Raw genomic sequence first — 16,271 nt, 5'->3', positions numbered from 1 at the left:
CGATCACCGCTGGTCGTCCGGTGCGCGGAAGGCCTGCGTGGCGTCCTGGTCGCCGGTCGCAGTGGTCCCGGTCTCCTCGCGACGTTCCGTGCCCGTCGTGTCGTCATCGGACACTGTGCCGTCCGCCCGGGTGGCTGGGCCGTCCGCCCGGGTGTCGGTGTGGTCCGTCGAGTCCTGAGCGCCGTGCGGTTCCTGGATCGGGTACTGCTGGGTCGGCTGCGCACCCGTGTACTGCTGGCCGGCGCCGTACTGCTGGGCACCGGAATACTGTGCTCCCCCGCCGTACTGCTGAGCGCCCGGGAACTGCTGAGCGCCCGGGAACTGCTGGGAACCGGGGAACTGCTGGGCTCCGCTGTACTGCTGCCCGCCGTACTGCTGGGCGCCCGGATACTGCTGGGACCCGCCGTACTGCTGCGACCCCGAATACTGCTGCGCGCCGGAGTACTCCCCCGACGTCTGCTGTCCGGGATACGCCTGGTGTCCGGGATGCGGCGCACCGAACTGGGACTGCCCGCCGACGGCTCCCTGCTGCGAGCCGTAGGGCTGGCCGTATCCCTGCGGGCCGTAACCCTGCGGCGAACCGGAGCCCTGGGGCTCACCTGTTCCCGCACCGGGCCCGAATCCCTGGTACTGCCCGGCGCTCTGCGGCGACCCGAAGGAACTCCGCTCACCCGACCGGCCGGACACGAGGATGCCGAGGCCGAACAGCAATGCGACGAGCGCCAGCGCGAACTGCAGGAAACCGAGGACGAGGATCGTCACGCCGCCCCACGCGATCCCGGTGTCCTCGGGCAGATGGAAGAGCTGGAACAGGGATGTCACGAAACCGACGCCCGACGCCGCGACGACCACCGCACGCAGGTCCTGGCCGGGGAGCAGCGACAGCGCCGCGCTCACACCGCCGAAGAGCAGGAAGGCCAGCGGCACGACGGCGAAGCCGAAATCGAAGGACGTGAGCGCCACCTGCGAGCCGAAGGTGATGTTCACGAAGGGCGTGAGGCCGAGGAGGAAGTTCACGGCACCGAGCACGGCCACCGCGAGTGGCAGCAACAACGGCACCACCTTGCTCTGGGCGGATGCGCCTGCGGGGAATGTCATCGATTCTCCTGCCGTCGATCGGTGTGTGTCGGTCACTCGTCCTGCAGTCAACAGCCTAGGGACTACCCGAGAGAATGGGGTCCATGCCGCACACTCTCGCCCCGGGCCCCGACGTCGTGGTCGAGACGGAGGTGAAGCACTCGCGTTTCCTCGCCGCGGTTCGTCGTGTCGACACGGCCGACGCCGCGCTCGCCTTCGTCGACGAACAACGCCGACTGTATCCCGATGCCCGACATCACTGCTGGGCGTTCGTGGTGGGTGACGACCCGTCGGCGCGTGCCGAGCGGTCGAGCGACGACGGGGAGCCGGGCGGCACGGCCGGCATCCCGATGCTGCAGGTCCTGCACCACCGGGATCTGGTGAACGTCGCGGTGGTGGTAACCCGATGGTTCGGAGGGATCAAGCTCGGCGCGGGCGGGCTGGTGCGCGCGTACTCGGGTGCGGTCGCGACGGCCTTGGACGAGGCGCCCCTCGTCGAGCGCAGGCAGCAGGAGAAGTTCACCCTCGCGATCGATCACGGCGAAGCGGGTCGCGTGGAGGCGGAACTGCGCGGCCGCGGGGTCGCAGTGCTCGACGTGACCTATGCGGACCGGGTGGTCCTCACCGTCGCGGGGCGCGAGCGGAGCGAACTGGAGGGCTGGGTGGCGTCACTGACGTCCGGGGCGGGCGAACTCGAACCCGCGGGAGTCGACTGGATCGACTCCTGAAACGGCGCGTGCGCGCCTCCCGATGGCGGAACGCCACCGGAAGGCGCGCACGGAAGGCGACGCTGCTGTCAGAGCGACTGCAGGATCTCGCGAGCGAGCGCAGCGGTCTCGGACGGCGTCTTGCCGACCTTCACGCCGGCCGCCTCGAGAGCGTCCTTCTTGGCCTGAGCGGTGCCCGAGGAGCCCGAGACGATGGCGCCGGCGTGGCCCATGGTCTTGCCCTCGGGAGCGGTGAAGCCTGCGACGTAGCCGACGACGGGCTTGGTCACGTTGGCCTTGATGTAATCGGCCGCGCGCTCCTCGGCGTCGCCGCCGATCTCGCCGATCATGACGATGACCTTGGTCTCCGGGTCCTTCTCGAACGCCTCGATGGCATCGATGTGGGTGGTGCCGATGACCGGGTCGCCGCCGATGCCGATGGCGGTCGAGAAGCCGTACTCGCGCAGCTCGAACATCATCTGGTAGGTCAGGGTGCCCGACTTCGAGACGAGGCCGACCGGACCCTTGCCGGCGATGTTCGCCGGGGTGATGCCGACGAGCGCCTCACCCGGGGTGATGATGCCGGGGCAGTTGGGGCCGATGATGCGGGTCTTGTTGCCCTTCTGGACGTTGTACGCCCAAGCGTAGGCGGAGTCCTGCACCGGGATGCCCTCGGTGATGACCACGAGCAGCGGGATCTCCGCGTCGATGGCCTCGACGATGGCGTCCTTCGAGAAGGCCGGGGGAACGAACGCGATCGAGACGTCGGCGCCGGTCTCCTTCATGGCCTCGGCGACGGAGCCGAAGACGGGGAGCTCGACCGGGTTGCCGTCCTTGTCGGTGTGCGAGACCGTCGTGCCGGCCTTGCGGGCGTTCACGCCGCCGACGACCTGGGTGCCGGCCTTGAGCATGAGCGCGGTGTGCTTGGTGCCCTCGCCGCCGGTGATGCCCTGGACGATGACCTTGGAATCCTTGGTAAGGAAGATTGCCATTGTTCTGTGTGTCCCTTTACTTCGCTGCGAAGGCGAGTTCGGCCGCCTTGTCGGCAGCCTCGTCCATGGTGGCGACGACCGTGACCAGCGGGTGGTTGGCCTCGGCGAGGATGCGGCGACCTTCGTCGACGTTGTTGCCGTCGAGGCGGACGACCAGCGGCTTGTTGGCCTCGTCGCCGAGGATCTCGAGGGCCTTGACGATGCCGTTCGCGACCGCGTCGCACGCGGTGATGCCACCGAAGACGTTGACGAACACGCTCTTGACCTGAGCGTCGTTCAGGATGACGTCGAGACCGGCAGCCATGACGGCCGCAGAGGCACCGCCACCGATGTCGAGGAAGTTGGCGGGCTTGACGCCGCCGTGCTTCTCGCCTGCGTAGGCGACGACGTCGAGGGTCGACATGACCAGGCCGGCGCCGTTCCCGATGATTCCGACCTCGCCGTCGAGCTTGACGTAGTTGAGGTCGTTCTCCTTGGCCTTGAGCTCGAGGGGATCCGTGGCGTCCTTGTCCTCGAACTCGGCGTGGCCGGGCTGACGGAAGTCGGCGTTGGCATCCAGGGTGACCTTGCCGTCGAGGGCGAGGATCTGGTCGTCCGGGGTACGGACGAGGGGGTTGACCTCCACGAGAAGAGCGTCTTCCTTGACGAAGACCTCCCACAGCTTCTGGATGGTCACGGCTGCGGCGTCGAGGACCTCGGCGGGCAGGTGGCCCTTCTCGGCGATCTCGCGCGCGAACGCGAGGTCGACACCCTTGACGGCGTCGACGGGGACCTTGGCGAGGCGCTCCGGCTTGGTGGCGGCGACCTCTTCGATCTCCATGCCGCCCTCGACCGAGCACATCGCCAGGTAGGTGCGGTTGGTGCGGTCGAGCAGGAAGGAGATGTAGTACTCCTCCGCGATGTCGCTGGCCTCGGCGACCAGGAGCTTCTTGACGATGTGACCCTTGATGTCGAGCCCGAGGATGTTCTCGGCGTGGGTCTGCGCGTCGTCCGCGGTGGCGGCGTACTTCACGCCACCGGCCTTGCCGCGGCCGCCGACCTTGACCTGGGCCTTGACCATGACCGGCTTGCCGATTTCCTCCGCGATCTCGCGGGCACCGGCGACAGTGTCGGTAACACGGCCGGCCGACGTCGGCACGTCATGCTTGGCGAAGAGTTCCTTCGCCTGATATTCGAAGAGATCCATCTGCTCACCGTCTCGTCTGCGTTCACGCCCGCTCCGGGGTATCGAGCGGGTCGTTTCGGACTCTAGTTTCTCGGCCGGGCCGCGGATCACGCGCGGCAGTCCCATGTGGCACAGGTCACGCGCGCGTAGGTCCGGGAACGACTTCACAGTTCCCCTCCCGGGACGTGGCGGGCGCCACGTTCGAGCGGAGCACTCGGTTCAGAATGACAGGTACCCACTCGCTCCCCGACACCGGATCCCACGCTGCCGCGATGCAACAGACTCGTGACGTGTCGGAAAACAGTGTTTGGAACTCCGGCCGCTGGGGCATGTCCCAATTTGCCCCGGTTTGCACTGTGATGCCACTCACATAACGTCCGCCGGACGAACTACGGCTTGCCACCCCCGCGATCACTTCGTTACCGTCGCCTGGTCGAAGTAACGATGAGGTCACGAACGGAGGATGGCGATGCGCTCTGGTAACCCGAGTGCCGAGAGCCGAACCCGCCGTCCCGAATCGGCACCCGAAGACTGGAATGCCTGGGAAGCCGCCACGATGGACTTCCGTAACACCGGCCCCGGTTCCGAGCCCATCTACTACTCCGACTCCTTCGGCCACGCCGTCCGCGACGACCGCTTCGCGCAGGATCGTCGCGACGAGAGCACCGACGTCACCGCTCCCGCATCCCGCGGTGGAGCCCATCGACTTCCCACTCCCCCCACTGCCCTCAAGGGCCGCGCCGCAGTCTTCGCGGTCGCCGCAGGCGCCGTGGTCGCCGCGGGCCAGGCCGCAGCCAATGGTGGTCCGGGACAGAACACCGAGCACTCCGAGGTCGCTCTCGCCGCCGGCGAAGCCGATTCCTCGATCATCACGGCCACCGCAGTGCCGCAGGCCGCACAGTTCGCGCCGAGCGCCGACGCCGAGCCGTCGCAGGCCCCGCAGGTGCTCAACATCGCCGACCCGAACGACCTGTCGCAGTTCTCGAATCTCCTGGCCAAGGGCCAGCGATTCAGCGAGGAACGCGCTGCGCGCGAGGCCGCGGCCCGTCGCCCGCTGTTCGTCCTCCCCGCCGCGGGGTCGTTCACCTCGAACTTCGGCGCACGCTGGGGCACCCTCCACGCCGGCGTCGACATCGCAGGCCCCATCGGCACCCCGATCCTCGCGGTCGCCGACGGTGAGGTCATCGATTCCGGCCCGGCTTCCGGCTTCGGCATGTGGGTCCGCCTCCTCCACGCCGACGGCACCATCACCGTGTACGGGCACATCGACCAGTCCCTGGTGACCGTGGGTCAACACGTCATGGCCGGCGACCAGATCGCCACCATGGGCAACCGCGGCTTCTCCACCGGCCCGCACCTGCACTTCGAGGTGCACCTCAACGGCGTCGACAAGATCGATCCCGTCCCGTGGCTCGCCACCCGGGGGATCGCCCTCGGCATCCAGCGCGACTGACCGACCTCGCCGCCGTACGTTCGGCGTGCGTCACGTTCCGCTCTCTTTCCCGCTTCGGTGCGGACCCGCTCTTTCGTGCGAATCCGCGCCTGACACAGGCTTTCAGGGCATCACAGTTTGATCATCGGCACACCGCCGACGAGCATCAACCGCACCTTGCCGGCACTGCCGAAGTCGATCACGACGGTGGCCGTGGGGCCCGAGCCCCGAGTTTCGAGAACCGTTCCGAGACCGTACTTGTCATGGCTGACGCGGTCGCCGACGTCGAGCACCAAGTGGTTGTTGCGTCCGCGCGCCGCACCGAAACTCGGTGTTCCCGAGGATCCGCGCCGCTCGCCCGCACCGAACCGTGAACCAGTGCCGGAGCCGATCGCCTGACCACGGGCGGGCGTGGGCTCGAGGCGTCGCCAGTCGATGAGGTGCTGCGGAATCTCTTGCAGGAAACGAGATTCCGGATTGGTGAGCGGCTGCCCCCAGGACGAACGCAACACGGCCCGCGTGAGATAGAGACGACGCCGGGCGCGCGTGATGCCGACATACGCGAGTCGCCGTTCCTCGGACAGCTCGGCCGGATCGCCGAGGGCACGCATGTGCGGGAACTGGCCGTCCTCCCAACCGGTGACGAACACAACCGGGAACTCGAGGCCCTTCGCGGTGTGCAACGTCATCAGCGTGACCACACCGGCCTCGTTCTCCGGGATCTGGTCGGCGTCGGCGACGAGCGAGACCTTCTCGAGGAACGCCGCGAGCGATCCTGGTTCGGGATCCCCCTCTTCACGTTCGTCGTCGACGATCCCGGCCGCGTTACGGACGTCGGCACTGAATTCCCTTGCCACGCTGACGAGTTCGTGGAGGTTGTCGAGACGGGCGCCGTCCTGCGGGTCGTCGCTCGCCGACAACTCGGCGCTGTATCCGGTGCGATCGAGGATCGCCTCGACGACGTCGCCGATGTCCACCATGTCGTTGCCGTCGGCGTCGCTCGCGACGAGCATCGCCCGCAGGCCGTCCATCATCTCGACGAAACCGGCGATCGCCTTCTGCGCCCGCGTGTTCAGCAGCGCGACCTTGCCGGCCGCGGCGTCGGCGAGGGCCTGCCCGAAGCTCACACCGAGCCGCTCGGCGTGCACCGCCACGCACGCCTCGGCACGATCGCCGATACCGCGGCGAGGGGTGTTGAGGATGCGGCGCAGGCTCACCGTGTCGTCGGGGTTGTCGAGCACCTTCAGGTACGCAACGACGTCGCGCACCTCCTTGCGCTCGTAGAACCGCACACCGCCGACGACCTTGTAGGGCACACCGTGCCGGATGAAGACGTCCTCGAACGCGCGGGAGGCATTGTTGGTGCGGTAGAACACCGCGATGTCGGAGTAGGTGGTGTCGCCGCCGTCGACGAGCCGGTCGATCTCGGCGGCGACGAACCGCGCCTCGTCGTGCTCGTTGTCGGCGACGTAGCCGGTGATGAGTTCGCCCTCACCCGAATCGGTCCACAGCCGCTTCTCGCGGCGACCCGTGTTCTTGGAGATGACGGAATTGGCCGCCGACAAGATGTTCTGGGTGGAGCGGTAATTCTGTTCGAGCAGGATCGTGCGCGCCTGCGGATAGTCGCGCTCGAACTCCTCGATGTTGCGGATCGTGGCGCCGCGGAAGGCGTAGATCGACTGGTCGGCGTCGCCCACCACGCACAGTTCGCTCGGGGGGACGGCGGATTCCTCCTCCGGATCGCCCACGAGGGTGCGCACCAGCACGTACTGCGCGTGGTTGGTGTCCTGGTACTCGTCGACCAGGACGTGACGGAACCGGCGCCGGTAGTACTCGGCGACCTGCGGATGAGCCTGCAGCAGCGCCACCGTCTCGCCGATGAGGTCGTCGAAGTCGAAGGCGTTCGCCGTGCGCAGGCGCTGCTGGTAGTGCGCGTAGACCCGAGCGACGACGCGGGTGAGTTCGGTGGCCGCCGAATCGGTCTCCGCCTCGTGGGCGGCTTCTTCCGGCCCGATCAATTCGTTCTTCAGGTTCGAGATCTGTGTGGACAGCAGCCGGGCGGAGTACTTCTTGCTGTCGAGTTCGAGATCCTTCGCGATCATCGTGAGCAGACGACGGGAATCGTCGGCGTCGTAGATCGTGAAATTCGAATTCATGCCCTGCAGCAGACCCGCCTGCGCGCGCAGGATCCGGACGCAGCTCGAGTGGAAGGTCGAGACCCACATCGCATTCGCGCGCGGCCCCACCAGAGCCGCCACCCGCTCGCGCATCTCGGCGGCGGCCTTGTTGGTGAACGTGATGGCGAGCACCTGACCAGGGACGACGCCGCGCTCGGCCAGCAGATAGGCGATGCGACGCGTGAGCACCGCAGTCTTGCCGGAGCCCGCGCCCGCGACGATCAGCAGCGGGGCTCCTTCGTGCGTGACCGCTTCCCGCTGCTGCGGATTGAGCCCTTCGAGAAGAGCATCGGATCCGGGGCGGGAGTTTGCGAGCGCGACGGGAGTGTTCATCGTTTCACCAAACTACCGGACCGTTCGGACAACGGATCCGGACCACACAGTCGATCAAGCCGAGTGGCAGGGCCTACATGGTGAGTGGCAAACTGGAGACCATGTCTTCTGTCCTTTGCAGGCTCGGATCGAGTTCCGGTTGTCGCTGTCGATTCCCGACTGCCGGCCCGACCCGATACCGGTAACAGCCGCTCCCATACGGGCGATCCTTCAGAGCAGATGCGAGGAGACGACATGAGCACGCACATCGATTCTTCCCTTTCCGGCGAGCCGGACCAGGCGAACGCCGGAACACCGGCCGCGACCGACGACACCGCAGTGCCCACCGAGGCCGAGATCGAGGAGCTCCGCAAGGAGATCGATCGTCTCGACGCCGAGATCCTGGCCGCGGTCAAGCGCCGCACCGAGGTCTCCCGCATGATCGGGCGTACCCGCATGGCGTCCGGCGGTACCCGTCTCGTGCACAGCCGCGAGATGAAGGTCCTCGAGCGGTTCAGCGAGTTGGGCCAGGAAGGCCACACCCTGGCGATGCTGCTGCTCCGCCTCGGGCGTGGCCGCCTGGGCCACTAACGGCGAGGCCGTCCGCGTCACTGACGGCGTGGCCGTCCGCGTCACTGACGGCGAGGCCGTCCCGACCATCGCCGAGTTCCCTACTGCAGGGCGATGTACTTGGTTTCGAGGAATTCCTCGATGCCTTCGGTACCGCCCTCGCGTCCCAGCCCGGAATCCTTGATTCCGCCGAAGGGGGCCGCGACATCCGAGACGACACCGCGGTTCACACCGACGATGCCCGTTTCGAGCGCATGCGACACGCGCAGGGCCCGGTCGAGGTCGCGCGTGAAGATGTAGGCAGCGAGCCCGTAGCGGGTATCGTTCGCCGCTGCGAGGGCTTCCTCCTCGGTGTCGAAGCCGGTGACGGCCGCGACCGGCCCGAAGACCTCTTCCTGCAGGATGCGGGCCTGCTTCGGCACGTCGTCGAGCACGGTGGCCGGGTAGAACCATCCCGGTCCGTCCGCGGGTTCACCGCCCAGGCGCACCGAGGCCCCCGCCGACACCGCGTCCTGCACGAGTTCGATCACGGTCTTCTTCTGGTTCTCGTTGACCAGGGGGCCCAGCGTCGCGTCGGGGTCCGTTCCCGGCCCGAGCTTGTACGACGCCATGCGTTCGGTGAGCTTGGCGACGAAGGCGTCGCGCACCGAGTTGTGGACGTGGAAGCGGTTCGCGGCCGTGCAGGCCTCTCCCCCGTTGCGCAGCTTGGCTGCCACCGCGCCCTCGACCGCGGCGTCGAGGTCGGCGTCCTCGAAGACGACGAACGGCGCGTTGCCTCCGAGCTCGAGCGAGGTGCGCAGCAGCGAACGACCGGCCTTCTCGGCGAGCATGCGCCCGACCTCGGTGGAGCCGGTGAAGGTGAGCTTGCGCAGCCGGGGATCCTCGAGGAGCGGCCCGGTGACCTCACCGGCATGTGAGGACGGGAGCACCGACAGGACACCCTTGGGTAGTCCTGCCTCGTCGAAGAGCTGCGCGAGCAGCTGGATCGTGAGGGGCGTCTCGGACGCGGGCTTGACGATGATCGTGCATCCCGCCGCGAGGGCGGGACCGATCTTGCGGGTTCCCATCGCGAGCGGGAAGTTCCACGGTGTGATGGCCAGGCAGGGACCGACGGGTTGTTTCGTCACGAGAACGCGACCGGTGCCGGCAGGGGCGGGCGTGTAGCGACCGGCGATGCGGACCGCCTCCTCGGAGAACCATCGCAGAAATTCGGCGCCGTAGGTCACCTCCGATCGGCTCTCCGGTAGTGCCTTACCCATCTCGAGTGTCATGAGCAGCGCGAAGTCGTCGGCGCGTTCGGTGATCTTCCGCCACACCGTCCGCAACAGTTCGGCGCGTTCTCGCGGCGGGGGCGCAGCCCATTCCGGACCGGCCGCGACGGCCGCGTCGAGGGCCCGCAAGGCATCACCGGGCGCGGCATCGGCGACACGGGTGAGTTCGTCACCGGTCGCGGGATCGTGGACTCCGAAGGTGGCTCCGTTCTCGGCCGCCACCCACTCACCGCCGAGGAACAGGTCGGTGGGGACGGACCGAATCAGTTCTGCAGCATCCATATGCCCCATCATGCGCGTCGCGGTCGCTCGCTGTGGGAAACCGAGGGATCCCTTCGTCACACACCGGGGCCCAGTTGCACACCGGGCGCACCGTGTCGGGGCGCACTACTGTCGACGACATGAGCGACGTAACCGCAACGGCACCGTGGAAAGCTGTGGAAGACCATCGCGACCGGCTCGAATCGGTGTCGCTGCGGCAGTTGTTCACCACCGAACCCGACAGGGTCTCGGCGTTGACGGTCCCTGCCGGGGATCTGGTGATCGATTTCAGCAAACAACGCCTCGACACCCCGGTCGTGCAGGCCCTGCTCGAGCTCGCCGACACCGCGGGGATCGCCGCGGCTCGGGAGGCGATGCTCTCGGGTGCGCACATCAACGTCACCGAGGATCGGGCGGTGCTGCACACCGCCCTGCGTCTGCCCCGCGATGCGCAGTTGATCGTCGACGGGGTCGATGTCGTCGCCGATGTCCACGCCGTGCTCGACCGGATGGGCGAGTTCACCGACCGCCTCCGCAGCGGCGACTGGCGCGGCGCCACCGGGCAGCAGATCACCACGGTGGTCAACATCGGCATCGGCGGCTCCGATCTCGGCCCGGCGATGGTCACCCGCGCACTGCGGCGTTTTCACGACGGGCCGGCGACGCGGTTCGTCTCCAACGTCGACCCCGCCGATCTGACCGCGGCGCTGGCCGACCTGGACCCGGCGACGACGGTGTTCATCGTCGCGTCGAAGACGTTTTCCACCCTCGAAACCCTCTCCAACGCCACCGCCGCCCGCCGCTGGCTCGTCGACGCCCTCGGTGAAGATGCGGTGGCGAAGCATTTCGTCGCGGTGTCGACGCACACCGAGCGGGTGGTCGAGTTCGGCATCGACCCGGCGAACATGTTCGAGTTCTGGGACTGGGTCGGCGGCCGTTATTCGGTCGGCTCGGCGATCGGGCTGGCGGTGATGTGCGCCATCGGACGCGAGCGGTTCGCCGAGTTCCTCGCCGGCATGCACACCCTCGACACCCACTTCGCCACCACCGCCCCGGCCCGGAACGCACCGTTGCTGGCGGGGGTGATCGGGGTGTGGAATGCGAGCATCCTCGGTTATCGGTCGCGCGCGGTGGTGCCCTATGCGCAGGATCTGGCGCGGCTGCCGGCCTATCTGCAGCAGCTGACCATGGAATCGAACGGCAAATCCGTGCGCGCCGACGGCACACCGGTGGTGTGTCCGACCGGGGAGGTGTTCTGGGGTGAGCCCGGTACCAACGGTCAGCACGCCTTCTTCCAGCTGTTGCACCAGGGCACCGAGATCGTCCCCGTCGACTTTCTCGGCCTGGCCCGTAGCGGCGACGACCTGCCGGCCCGCGACGGGCGGACCAGCATGCAGGTGTTGTTGCTGGCGAACATGTTCGCCCAGGCCAAAGTGTTGGCCTTCGGGCGTGATGCCGACGAGGTCCGCGCCGACGGCGTCGACGAGGCGTTGGTGGCGCACAAGGTGATGCCCGGGGATCGGCCGTCGACGACGATCCTCGCCCCGGAACTGACCCCGTCGGTGGTCGGGCAGATCATCGCCTTCTACGAACATCAGACCTTCGTCCAAGGCGTCGTGTGGGGGATCGACTCGTTCGACCAGTGGGGCGTCGAACTCGGCAAGACCCAGGCCACCGCCCTGCAGACGGTGCTCGCCGGCGACGAGATCCCCGACACCGGCGACGCGTCCACCGACCACCTGATCGAGGTCTACCGCACCCTGCGCGACGGAGCCTGATCGCATCCTGCTCGAGAGATCAAGCAGCCTTCGGATCGGACCAGGCCGTGGTGGTCCGGACCCGTCCGTGCGTGTCGACGAGACGCGCCGGCAGGTCGTACTGTTCGAGCCACGACAGGGCTCCGATGCCCCGCTGCAACGCCGTCGCCGCGGCCGCATGAGCCCACACCGCGTCGGGAGCGATGACGCTGACGAGACGCCACCGCTCGGGGTCGGCGACGTCGCTGGTGTGCGACGCCATCGCCGATCCGGCCGGCAGTTCGACCGAGCCCCGGTCCGGGAGCGGCACCTGCCATCCCCCGGCAGGCGCGTGCCCCGCGGTGGCCATCACGTCGCCGATGCGCACGAGCGCCCCGCATTCGAGCAGATTCGCGACGAGCGCCGCGGAGTAGTCGACGGTGTCGGCCACGGCCGTCGCGCCGAGTTCGAGACTCACCCCGAAAGGAGCGAGCACGATGTCTCCGTCGATCTGCACGTCGCGGTAGGTGGGGATGGGATGGATCGGCGGGATGGCTCCGGCATCGACGGAGGCGTCGTCGGAGTCGACCGGGGTGATGGTCCCGCCCGTCATGCGGGCCGCCCACAGCGCCGACCGCACCATCGATGCCAGTCGGGGGCTCATCGTGACCGGAGTGCCCTGCGCGAGGTTGACGGAGTGGATCTCGGCGTCGCCCCGGCGGCTGTCGCTCACCGCCTCGGATTCGGCGACGACGCCGCGCACGATCATGCGGGCACGGTGCAGTGCATGCGGCTCGGTCACCGCGAGTGCGATCTGCCGACCCCACTCCCACCATTCGTTGCTGCCGATCATGACGGGCTCCACCCGTAGTCGATTCCTCGCAGGACGTATTCCAGTATGCCCTCGACCTGAGACGGGTGACAGCGCCGCAGGATCGGACCCGCCCTCGTCAGACCCGGTCGAGGATCGCGGCGGTGTCCACGCCGGTCGGCAGTGTGCCCATCGCGATGCCCCAGTCGTCGTCGAGCCGACTGCGGCAGAACGCCTCCGCGACGGCGGGATGTCCGTGCCGGACGAGCTGCGCGCCCTGCAGGGCCAGGGCCATGAGCTCCACGACCCGCCGTGCCCGGTACTCGGCGTCCTCGAGGTCGGCGAGTTCCTTGCCGATCCGGGCGATGGCCGAATCGAGCCGCGGATCGGCACCTTCCGCAAGCCTGACCTCGGTGAAGAACGCCTCGACGGTGTCGGGTTGCCGCGCCATTGCACGCAGCGCGTCGAGTGCCGCGACGTTGCCGGATCCTTCCCAGATCGACATGAGCGGCGACTCGCGATAGAGCCGCGGCATGCCCGATTCCTCGGCGTAGCCGTTGCCGCCGAGGCATTCGAGGGCTTCGGCGGCGACCGCGGGTGCCCGCTTGCACACCCAGTACTTGGTGACGGCCAGCGCGATGCGGCGCAGGGCGGCCTCCTGCTCGTCCCCGGCGGCGCGGTCGGTGGCCCCGGCCAGACGCATCATCATCGTCGTCGCGGCATCGGACTCGACGACGAGATCGGAGAGGACGTTGCGCATGAGCGGCTGGTCGACGAGCAACGCGCCGAACGCCTTCCGGTGACGGGCATGGTGAACCGCGCGCAACGTCGCGACCCGCATGTTCACGGCCGAGCCGATGACACAGTCGAGTCGCGTCATGTTCACCATCTCGATGATGGTGTTGATGCCGCGACCTTCCGGGCCGACGAGCCAGCCGATCGCGTTCTCGTACTCGATCTCGGAGGAGGCGTTCGACTTGTTGCCGAGCTTGTCCTTCAGCCGCTGGATGCGGATGGCGTTGCGGGTGCCGTCGGGCAGGACGCGCGGGAGCAGGAAGCACGACGGTCCGTGCTCGGTCTGCGCGAGCGTGAGGAACAGGTCGGACATCGGCGCGGACGTGAACCACTTGTGCCCGACGATCGTGTACGAACCGTCGGCGTTGGGGGTCGCGGTGGTGGTGTTGGCGCGGACGTCGGAACCGCCCTGCTTCTCGGTCATCGACATCCCGGCGATCAGGCCACGTTTCGTGGAGGGTTCGCGCAGCCCGAAGTCGTAGTGCGGCGCGGCCAGCAGCGGCTCGTAGCGCTCGGCGAGTTCGGCGTTGTGGCGCAGCGCCGGGATCGCGGCGTAGGTCATCGAGATCGGGCACATGTGCCCGGCATCGGTATGCCCCCACACGTAGAACTTCGCGGCACGGGCAACGTGCGCGCCGGGACGCGGGTCGCGCCAGGGTGCCGCGTGCAGGCCGTTCTCGACGGCGACGGTCATCAGGTCGTGCCAGTGCGGATGGAACTCGACCTCGTCGACGCGGTGGCCGTAGCGGTCGTGGGTGTGCAGCACGGGCGGATACTCGTTGGCGAGCCGCCCCCAGTCCTGGGCACGGGCGGTGCCGGCGAGGGCGCCGAGTTCGCGGACCTCGTCCTCGGCCCAACTCGCCCCTTCGCGGCGCAGTCCTTCGAGGAGGGCGGGGTCGTCGGCGGCCCCGTAGGGCTCGAGGTCCGGTACCTGGTTGAACACTTCGTGGGTGGCGGGGAAATTCACGGCTTCACTCCTGAGTCGTTCCGGAAGGCAGATGCCCCGCCGCTCGCAGTACGAGGACGACGAGGTCGGGGACGGTGGATCCGGCCGCGCTGTCTCGAAGGCGACCGTCGGCCGCACTGTCTCGAAGGCGACCGTCGGCCGCGCCGGGGAGGCGACCGGTGAGCACCTCACCGACAGCCCCGACGAGCGCCGCGGCGGTGAGCTCGACGTCCTGTTCGGGGAATTCACCGGTCTCGACGCCGTGGCGCACGGCGTTCGCGAAGGCCGCTGCGAAGGCGCGGCGCAACACGAGTCGTTCGGCGTCGACCGCGGCGTCGACCGGTTCGGCGAGCAGGGCGTAGGCGAGGGTGGGATTGCGCAGCGCACGGCGGGAGAAGGTGTCGACCACCGCGGTCACCCGGTCGGCACCGGATCCGGTTGCGGCCGCGGACGTCACGGCCTCGACCTCCCGCTCGCACAGTTCCCGGAAGATCCGCACCATGAGATCGGACTTGTCGACGTAGTGCCGGTAGACGCTGCCGGTGGCGACGCCGGCCCGTTCGGCGACCGCCGAGACGGACAGTCCGCTGTATCCGCGTTCGCTGAGCAGAGTCACGGCGGCAGCGGCGATGGCCTCGCGCTGCGCGTCGAGTCGCTCCTGCACTGCGGGTGTCCGCCGGTACGCCACACCAAGGATTGAACCTCGGTTCAGTGCTTCGGTCAACGGTCGGCGCTACGGTCGGGATTGTGAATCGCCTGAGCGTCGTGGACGAGATGTTCCTCCACCGCCACAAAGGAACCGGCCTGCCGTCGGTGATGCAGGGTCTGTGGCGCACCGACGAGACCGTGGACGCGACCCTGTTGCTGTCCCTGCACGACGTGCTGTCCGAAGGCCCGCTCGGTCGCCGTGTGGTCCGTCCCCGGGTTCCCGGCGCACGCCCCCGCTTCGAACCCAACACGCACGTCCATCCACTGCGCTATCCCGCGACCCCCATCCCCGACGACGAGCTCCTCGCCTGGGCCGACGAGCACGCGAACGTGGACGTCGATCCCGAGCTCGGTCCCGGCTGGGCGGTCGCCGCGACCCGACTCACGAGCGGCGGCACCGCACTGTCGATCGTGTGCTCGCACGTCCTGACCGACGCGCGGGGATTCGTCCGCGCGGTCGCCGACGCGCTCGCCGACCGGCCGCGACGACCCGACCCCGGTCGCCGATCCGACCTACGCGATGCGATGCAGTTGTTCCGGAAGGTCGGCAGCGGGCTGCGCCGCGTGAAGTACACACCTCGCACGGAGAAACCACCCGCGCCGCAGACGGTGCACTCGCGACCGCGCACCGCGCTCGTCGACGTCGACGCGGCGCAGTGGAAGGCCGTCGCGGCCGCGGAGGACGGCAGCCCGAACGCCCTGCTGGTCGCCGTGTCCGCCGGTGTCGCCCGGCGCGCCCGCATCCCGTTCCCCGTGCGCATCTCCGTTCCGGTCGACGACCGGAAGGAGGGAACCGTCTCCAACGGCGTGTCGATGGTGGGGATCACCGTCGACGACGGCGACACGCTCGCCTCCATCCGCGCCCGCGCCGCGCACGCCTATTCGCAGCCGCGGGAGGGCGCGCCGCACAACATGCCGGCCGAGATCCTGCAACTCCTCCCCGACCGGATCGCCGCCCGCGTCGCGCGCGGTGCCGGTGAGCGGGACCTGTTGTGTTCCAACATCGGCGCGGTGCCCCGCGAGCTCACCACGCTGGGCCCGTACCGCACCACCGGGATCGCGATGCGCGCTATGCACCCGGGACTCGACACCCGGCCGGCCCGCACCACGACCCGCCTGTCGGTCTACGCCTGCCACACCGACGAGCGGTACACCCTCGCGTTCGTCGCCCTCGACGAGGAGCGCTTCCCCGACACCGCGACGCTGCACACCTACGTACGGGCAGAGCTCGCGGGCCGAGGCCTCGAGCCCCACTTCTGGTGACGTCGACGGTGGACACGGCGGCTACCGTGACGCCCCGTCACGTACAGT

The 16,271-nt window shown here is 68.6% G+C and carries 13 protein-coding genes; 5 read left to right on the top strand and 8 right to left on the bottom strand.

Features of this window, described 5'->3' with window-relative positions; all coding sequences use genetic code 11:
* Positions 1-3: 3 nt before the first annotated feature.
* Complete coding sequence (locus IM25_RS10955) at positions 4-1,098, bottom strand: DUF5336 domain-containing protein (protein ID WP_033098231.1); 1,095 nt, start codon at positions 1,096-1,098, stop codon at positions 4-6.
* 83 nt (positions 1,099-1,181) lie between these two features.
* Between IM25_RS10955 and IM25_RS10950 the strand changes: the two genes are divergently transcribed.
* The gene (locus IM25_RS10950) at positions 1,182-1,805 is read left to right on the top strand and encodes an IMPACT family protein (RefSeq protein WP_033098230.1); all 624 of its coding nucleotides are present in this window, start codon (positions 1,182-1,184) and stop codon (positions 1,803-1,805) included.
* Positions 1,806-1,873: 68 nt separating this feature from the next.
* On the opposite strand, the gene sucD is transcribed toward IM25_RS10950, so the two are convergent.
* Entirely contained in the window at positions 1,874-2,776 is a 903-nt protein-coding gene (sucD, locus tag IM25_RS10945; RefSeq protein WP_006553762.1) for a succinate--CoA ligase subunit alpha, read from the bottom strand.
* Between the two features lie 16 nt (positions 2,777-2,792).
* Positions 2,793-3,962 (bottom strand): ADP-forming succinate--CoA ligase subunit beta, encoded by a 1,170-nt coding sequence (gene sucC / locus IM25_RS10940; protein WP_006553761.1) that lies wholly within the window; start codon positions 3,960-3,962, stop codon positions 2,793-2,795.
* A 442-nt stretch (positions 3,963-4,404) separates the two neighbouring features.
* Here sucC and IM25_RS10935 point away from each other — a divergent pair, with 442 nt between their 5' ends.
* A complete protein-coding gene (locus IM25_RS10935; RefSeq protein ID WP_033098229.1) occupies positions 4,405-5,394 on the top strand; it encodes a M23 family metallopeptidase in 990 nt (329 codons plus the stop codon).
* A gap of 110 nt (positions 5,395-5,504) precedes the next feature.
* On the opposite strand, the gene pcrA is transcribed toward IM25_RS10935, so the two are convergent.
* Complete coding sequence (gene pcrA / locus IM25_RS10930) at positions 5,505-7,883, bottom strand: DNA helicase PcrA (protein WP_024103168.1); 2,379 nt, start codon at positions 7,881-7,883, stop codon at positions 5,505-5,507.
* A 234-nt stretch (positions 7,884-8,117) separates the two neighbouring features.
* Here pcrA and IM25_RS10925 point away from each other — a divergent pair, with 234 nt between their 5' ends.
* Positions 8,118-8,453, top strand: a complete 336-nt coding sequence (locus tag IM25_RS10925) for a chorismate mutase (RefSeq protein WP_006553758.1) — start codon at positions 8,118-8,120, stop codon at positions 8,451-8,453.
* Between the two features lie 80 nt (positions 8,454-8,533).
* Here IM25_RS10925 and IM25_RS10920 read toward each other — a convergent pair whose 3' ends face one another.
* Entirely contained in the window at positions 8,534-9,985 is a 1,452-nt protein-coding gene (locus tag IM25_RS10920; protein ID WP_065996034.1) for an NAD-dependent succinate-semialdehyde dehydrogenase, read from the bottom strand.
* 119 nt (positions 9,986-10,104) lie between these two features.
* On the opposite strand from IM25_RS10920, the gene pgi reads away from it, so the two are divergent.
* Complete coding sequence (pgi, locus tag IM25_RS10915; RefSeq protein ID WP_065996033.1) at positions 10,105-11,742, top strand: glucose-6-phosphate isomerase; 1,638 nt, start codon at positions 10,105-10,107, stop codon at positions 11,740-11,742.
* 19 nt (positions 11,743-11,761) lie between these two features.
* Here pgi and IM25_RS10910 read toward each other — a convergent pair whose 3' ends face one another.
* The 3 genes from IM25_RS10910 to IM25_RS10900 all read right to left on the bottom strand — a co-directional run bounded on the left by IM25_RS10910 (position 11,762) and on the right by IM25_RS10900 (position 14,940).
* Positions 11,762-12,553, bottom strand: coding sequence for an FAD:protein FMN transferase (locus IM25_RS10910; protein ID WP_033096735.1), 792 nt, complete (start codon positions 12,551-12,553; stop codon positions 11,762-11,764).
* A gap of 97 nt (positions 12,554-12,650) precedes the next feature.
* Entirely contained in the window at positions 12,651-14,273 is a 1,623-nt protein-coding gene (locus IM25_RS10905; protein ID WP_033096736.1) for an acyl-CoA dehydrogenase family protein, read from the bottom strand.
* 4 nt (positions 14,274-14,277) lie between these two features.
* The gene (locus IM25_RS10900) at positions 14,278-14,940 is read right to left on the bottom strand and encodes a TetR/AcrR family transcriptional regulator (RefSeq protein WP_024103164.1); all 663 of its coding nucleotides are present in this window, start codon (positions 14,938-14,940) and stop codon (positions 14,278-14,280) included.
* Positions 14,941-14,999: 59 nt separating this feature from the next.
* Here IM25_RS10900 and IM25_RS10895 point away from each other — a divergent pair, with 59 nt between their 5' ends.
* Positions 15,000-16,223 carry a hypothetical protein gene (locus IM25_RS10895; RefSeq protein ID WP_033096737.1) on the top strand — a complete coding sequence of 408 codons (1,224 nt, stop codon included), beginning with the start codon at positions 15,000-15,002 and terminating at the stop codon, positions 16,221-16,223.
* The last annotated feature ends 48 nt before the right edge of the window (positions 16,224-16,271 follow it).

The organism is Rhodococcus sp. p52, from assembly GCF_000763325.2.
In the GTDB taxonomy this organism is placed as follows: Bacteria; Actinomycetota; Actinomycetes; order Mycobacteriales; family Mycobacteriaceae; genus Rhodococcus; species Rhodococcus pyridinivorans.
The sequence above is the reverse complement of the archived record's forward strand: the minus strand, read 5'-3'. Positions and strand labels throughout refer to the sequence as shown.

Coding starts and splice junctions, on each gene's coding strand:
- sucD (WP_006553762.1), bottom strand. CDS start 2,776: ATGGCAATCTTCCTTACCAAGGATTCCAAGGTCATCGTCCAGGGCATC.
- IM25_RS10925 (WP_006553758.1), top strand. CDS start 8,118: ATGAGCACGCACATCGATTCTTCCCTTTCCGGCGAGCCGGACCAGGCG.
- IM25_RS10910 (WP_033096735.1), bottom strand. CDS start 12,553: ATGATCGGCAGCAACGAATGGTGGGAGTGGGGTCGGCAGATCGCACTC.
- IM25_RS10955 (WP_033098231.1), bottom strand. CDS start 1,098: ATGACATTCCCCGCAGGCGCATCCGCCCAGAGCAAGGTGGTGCCGTTG.
- IM25_RS10920 (WP_065996034.1), bottom strand. CDS start 9,985: ATGGATGCTGCAGAACTGATTCGGTCCGTCCCCACCGACCTGTTCCTC.
- pgi (WP_065996033.1), top strand. CDS start 10,105: ATGAGCGACGTAACCGCAACGGCACCGTGGAAAGCTGTGGAAGACCAT.
- sucC (WP_006553761.1), bottom strand. CDS start 3,962: ATGGATCTCTTCGAATATCAGGCGAAGGAACTCTTCGCCAAGCATGAC.
- IM25_RS10935 (WP_033098229.1), top strand. CDS start 4,405: ATGGCGATGCGCTCTGGTAACCCGAGTGCCGAGAGCCGAACCCGCCGT.
- IM25_RS10950 (WP_033098230.1), top strand. CDS start 1,182: ATGCCGCACACTCTCGCCCCGGGCCCCGACGTCGTGGTCGAGACGGAG.
- pcrA (WP_024103168.1), bottom strand. CDS start 7,883: ATGAACACTCCCGTCGCGCTCGCAAACTCCCGCCCCGGATCCGATGCT.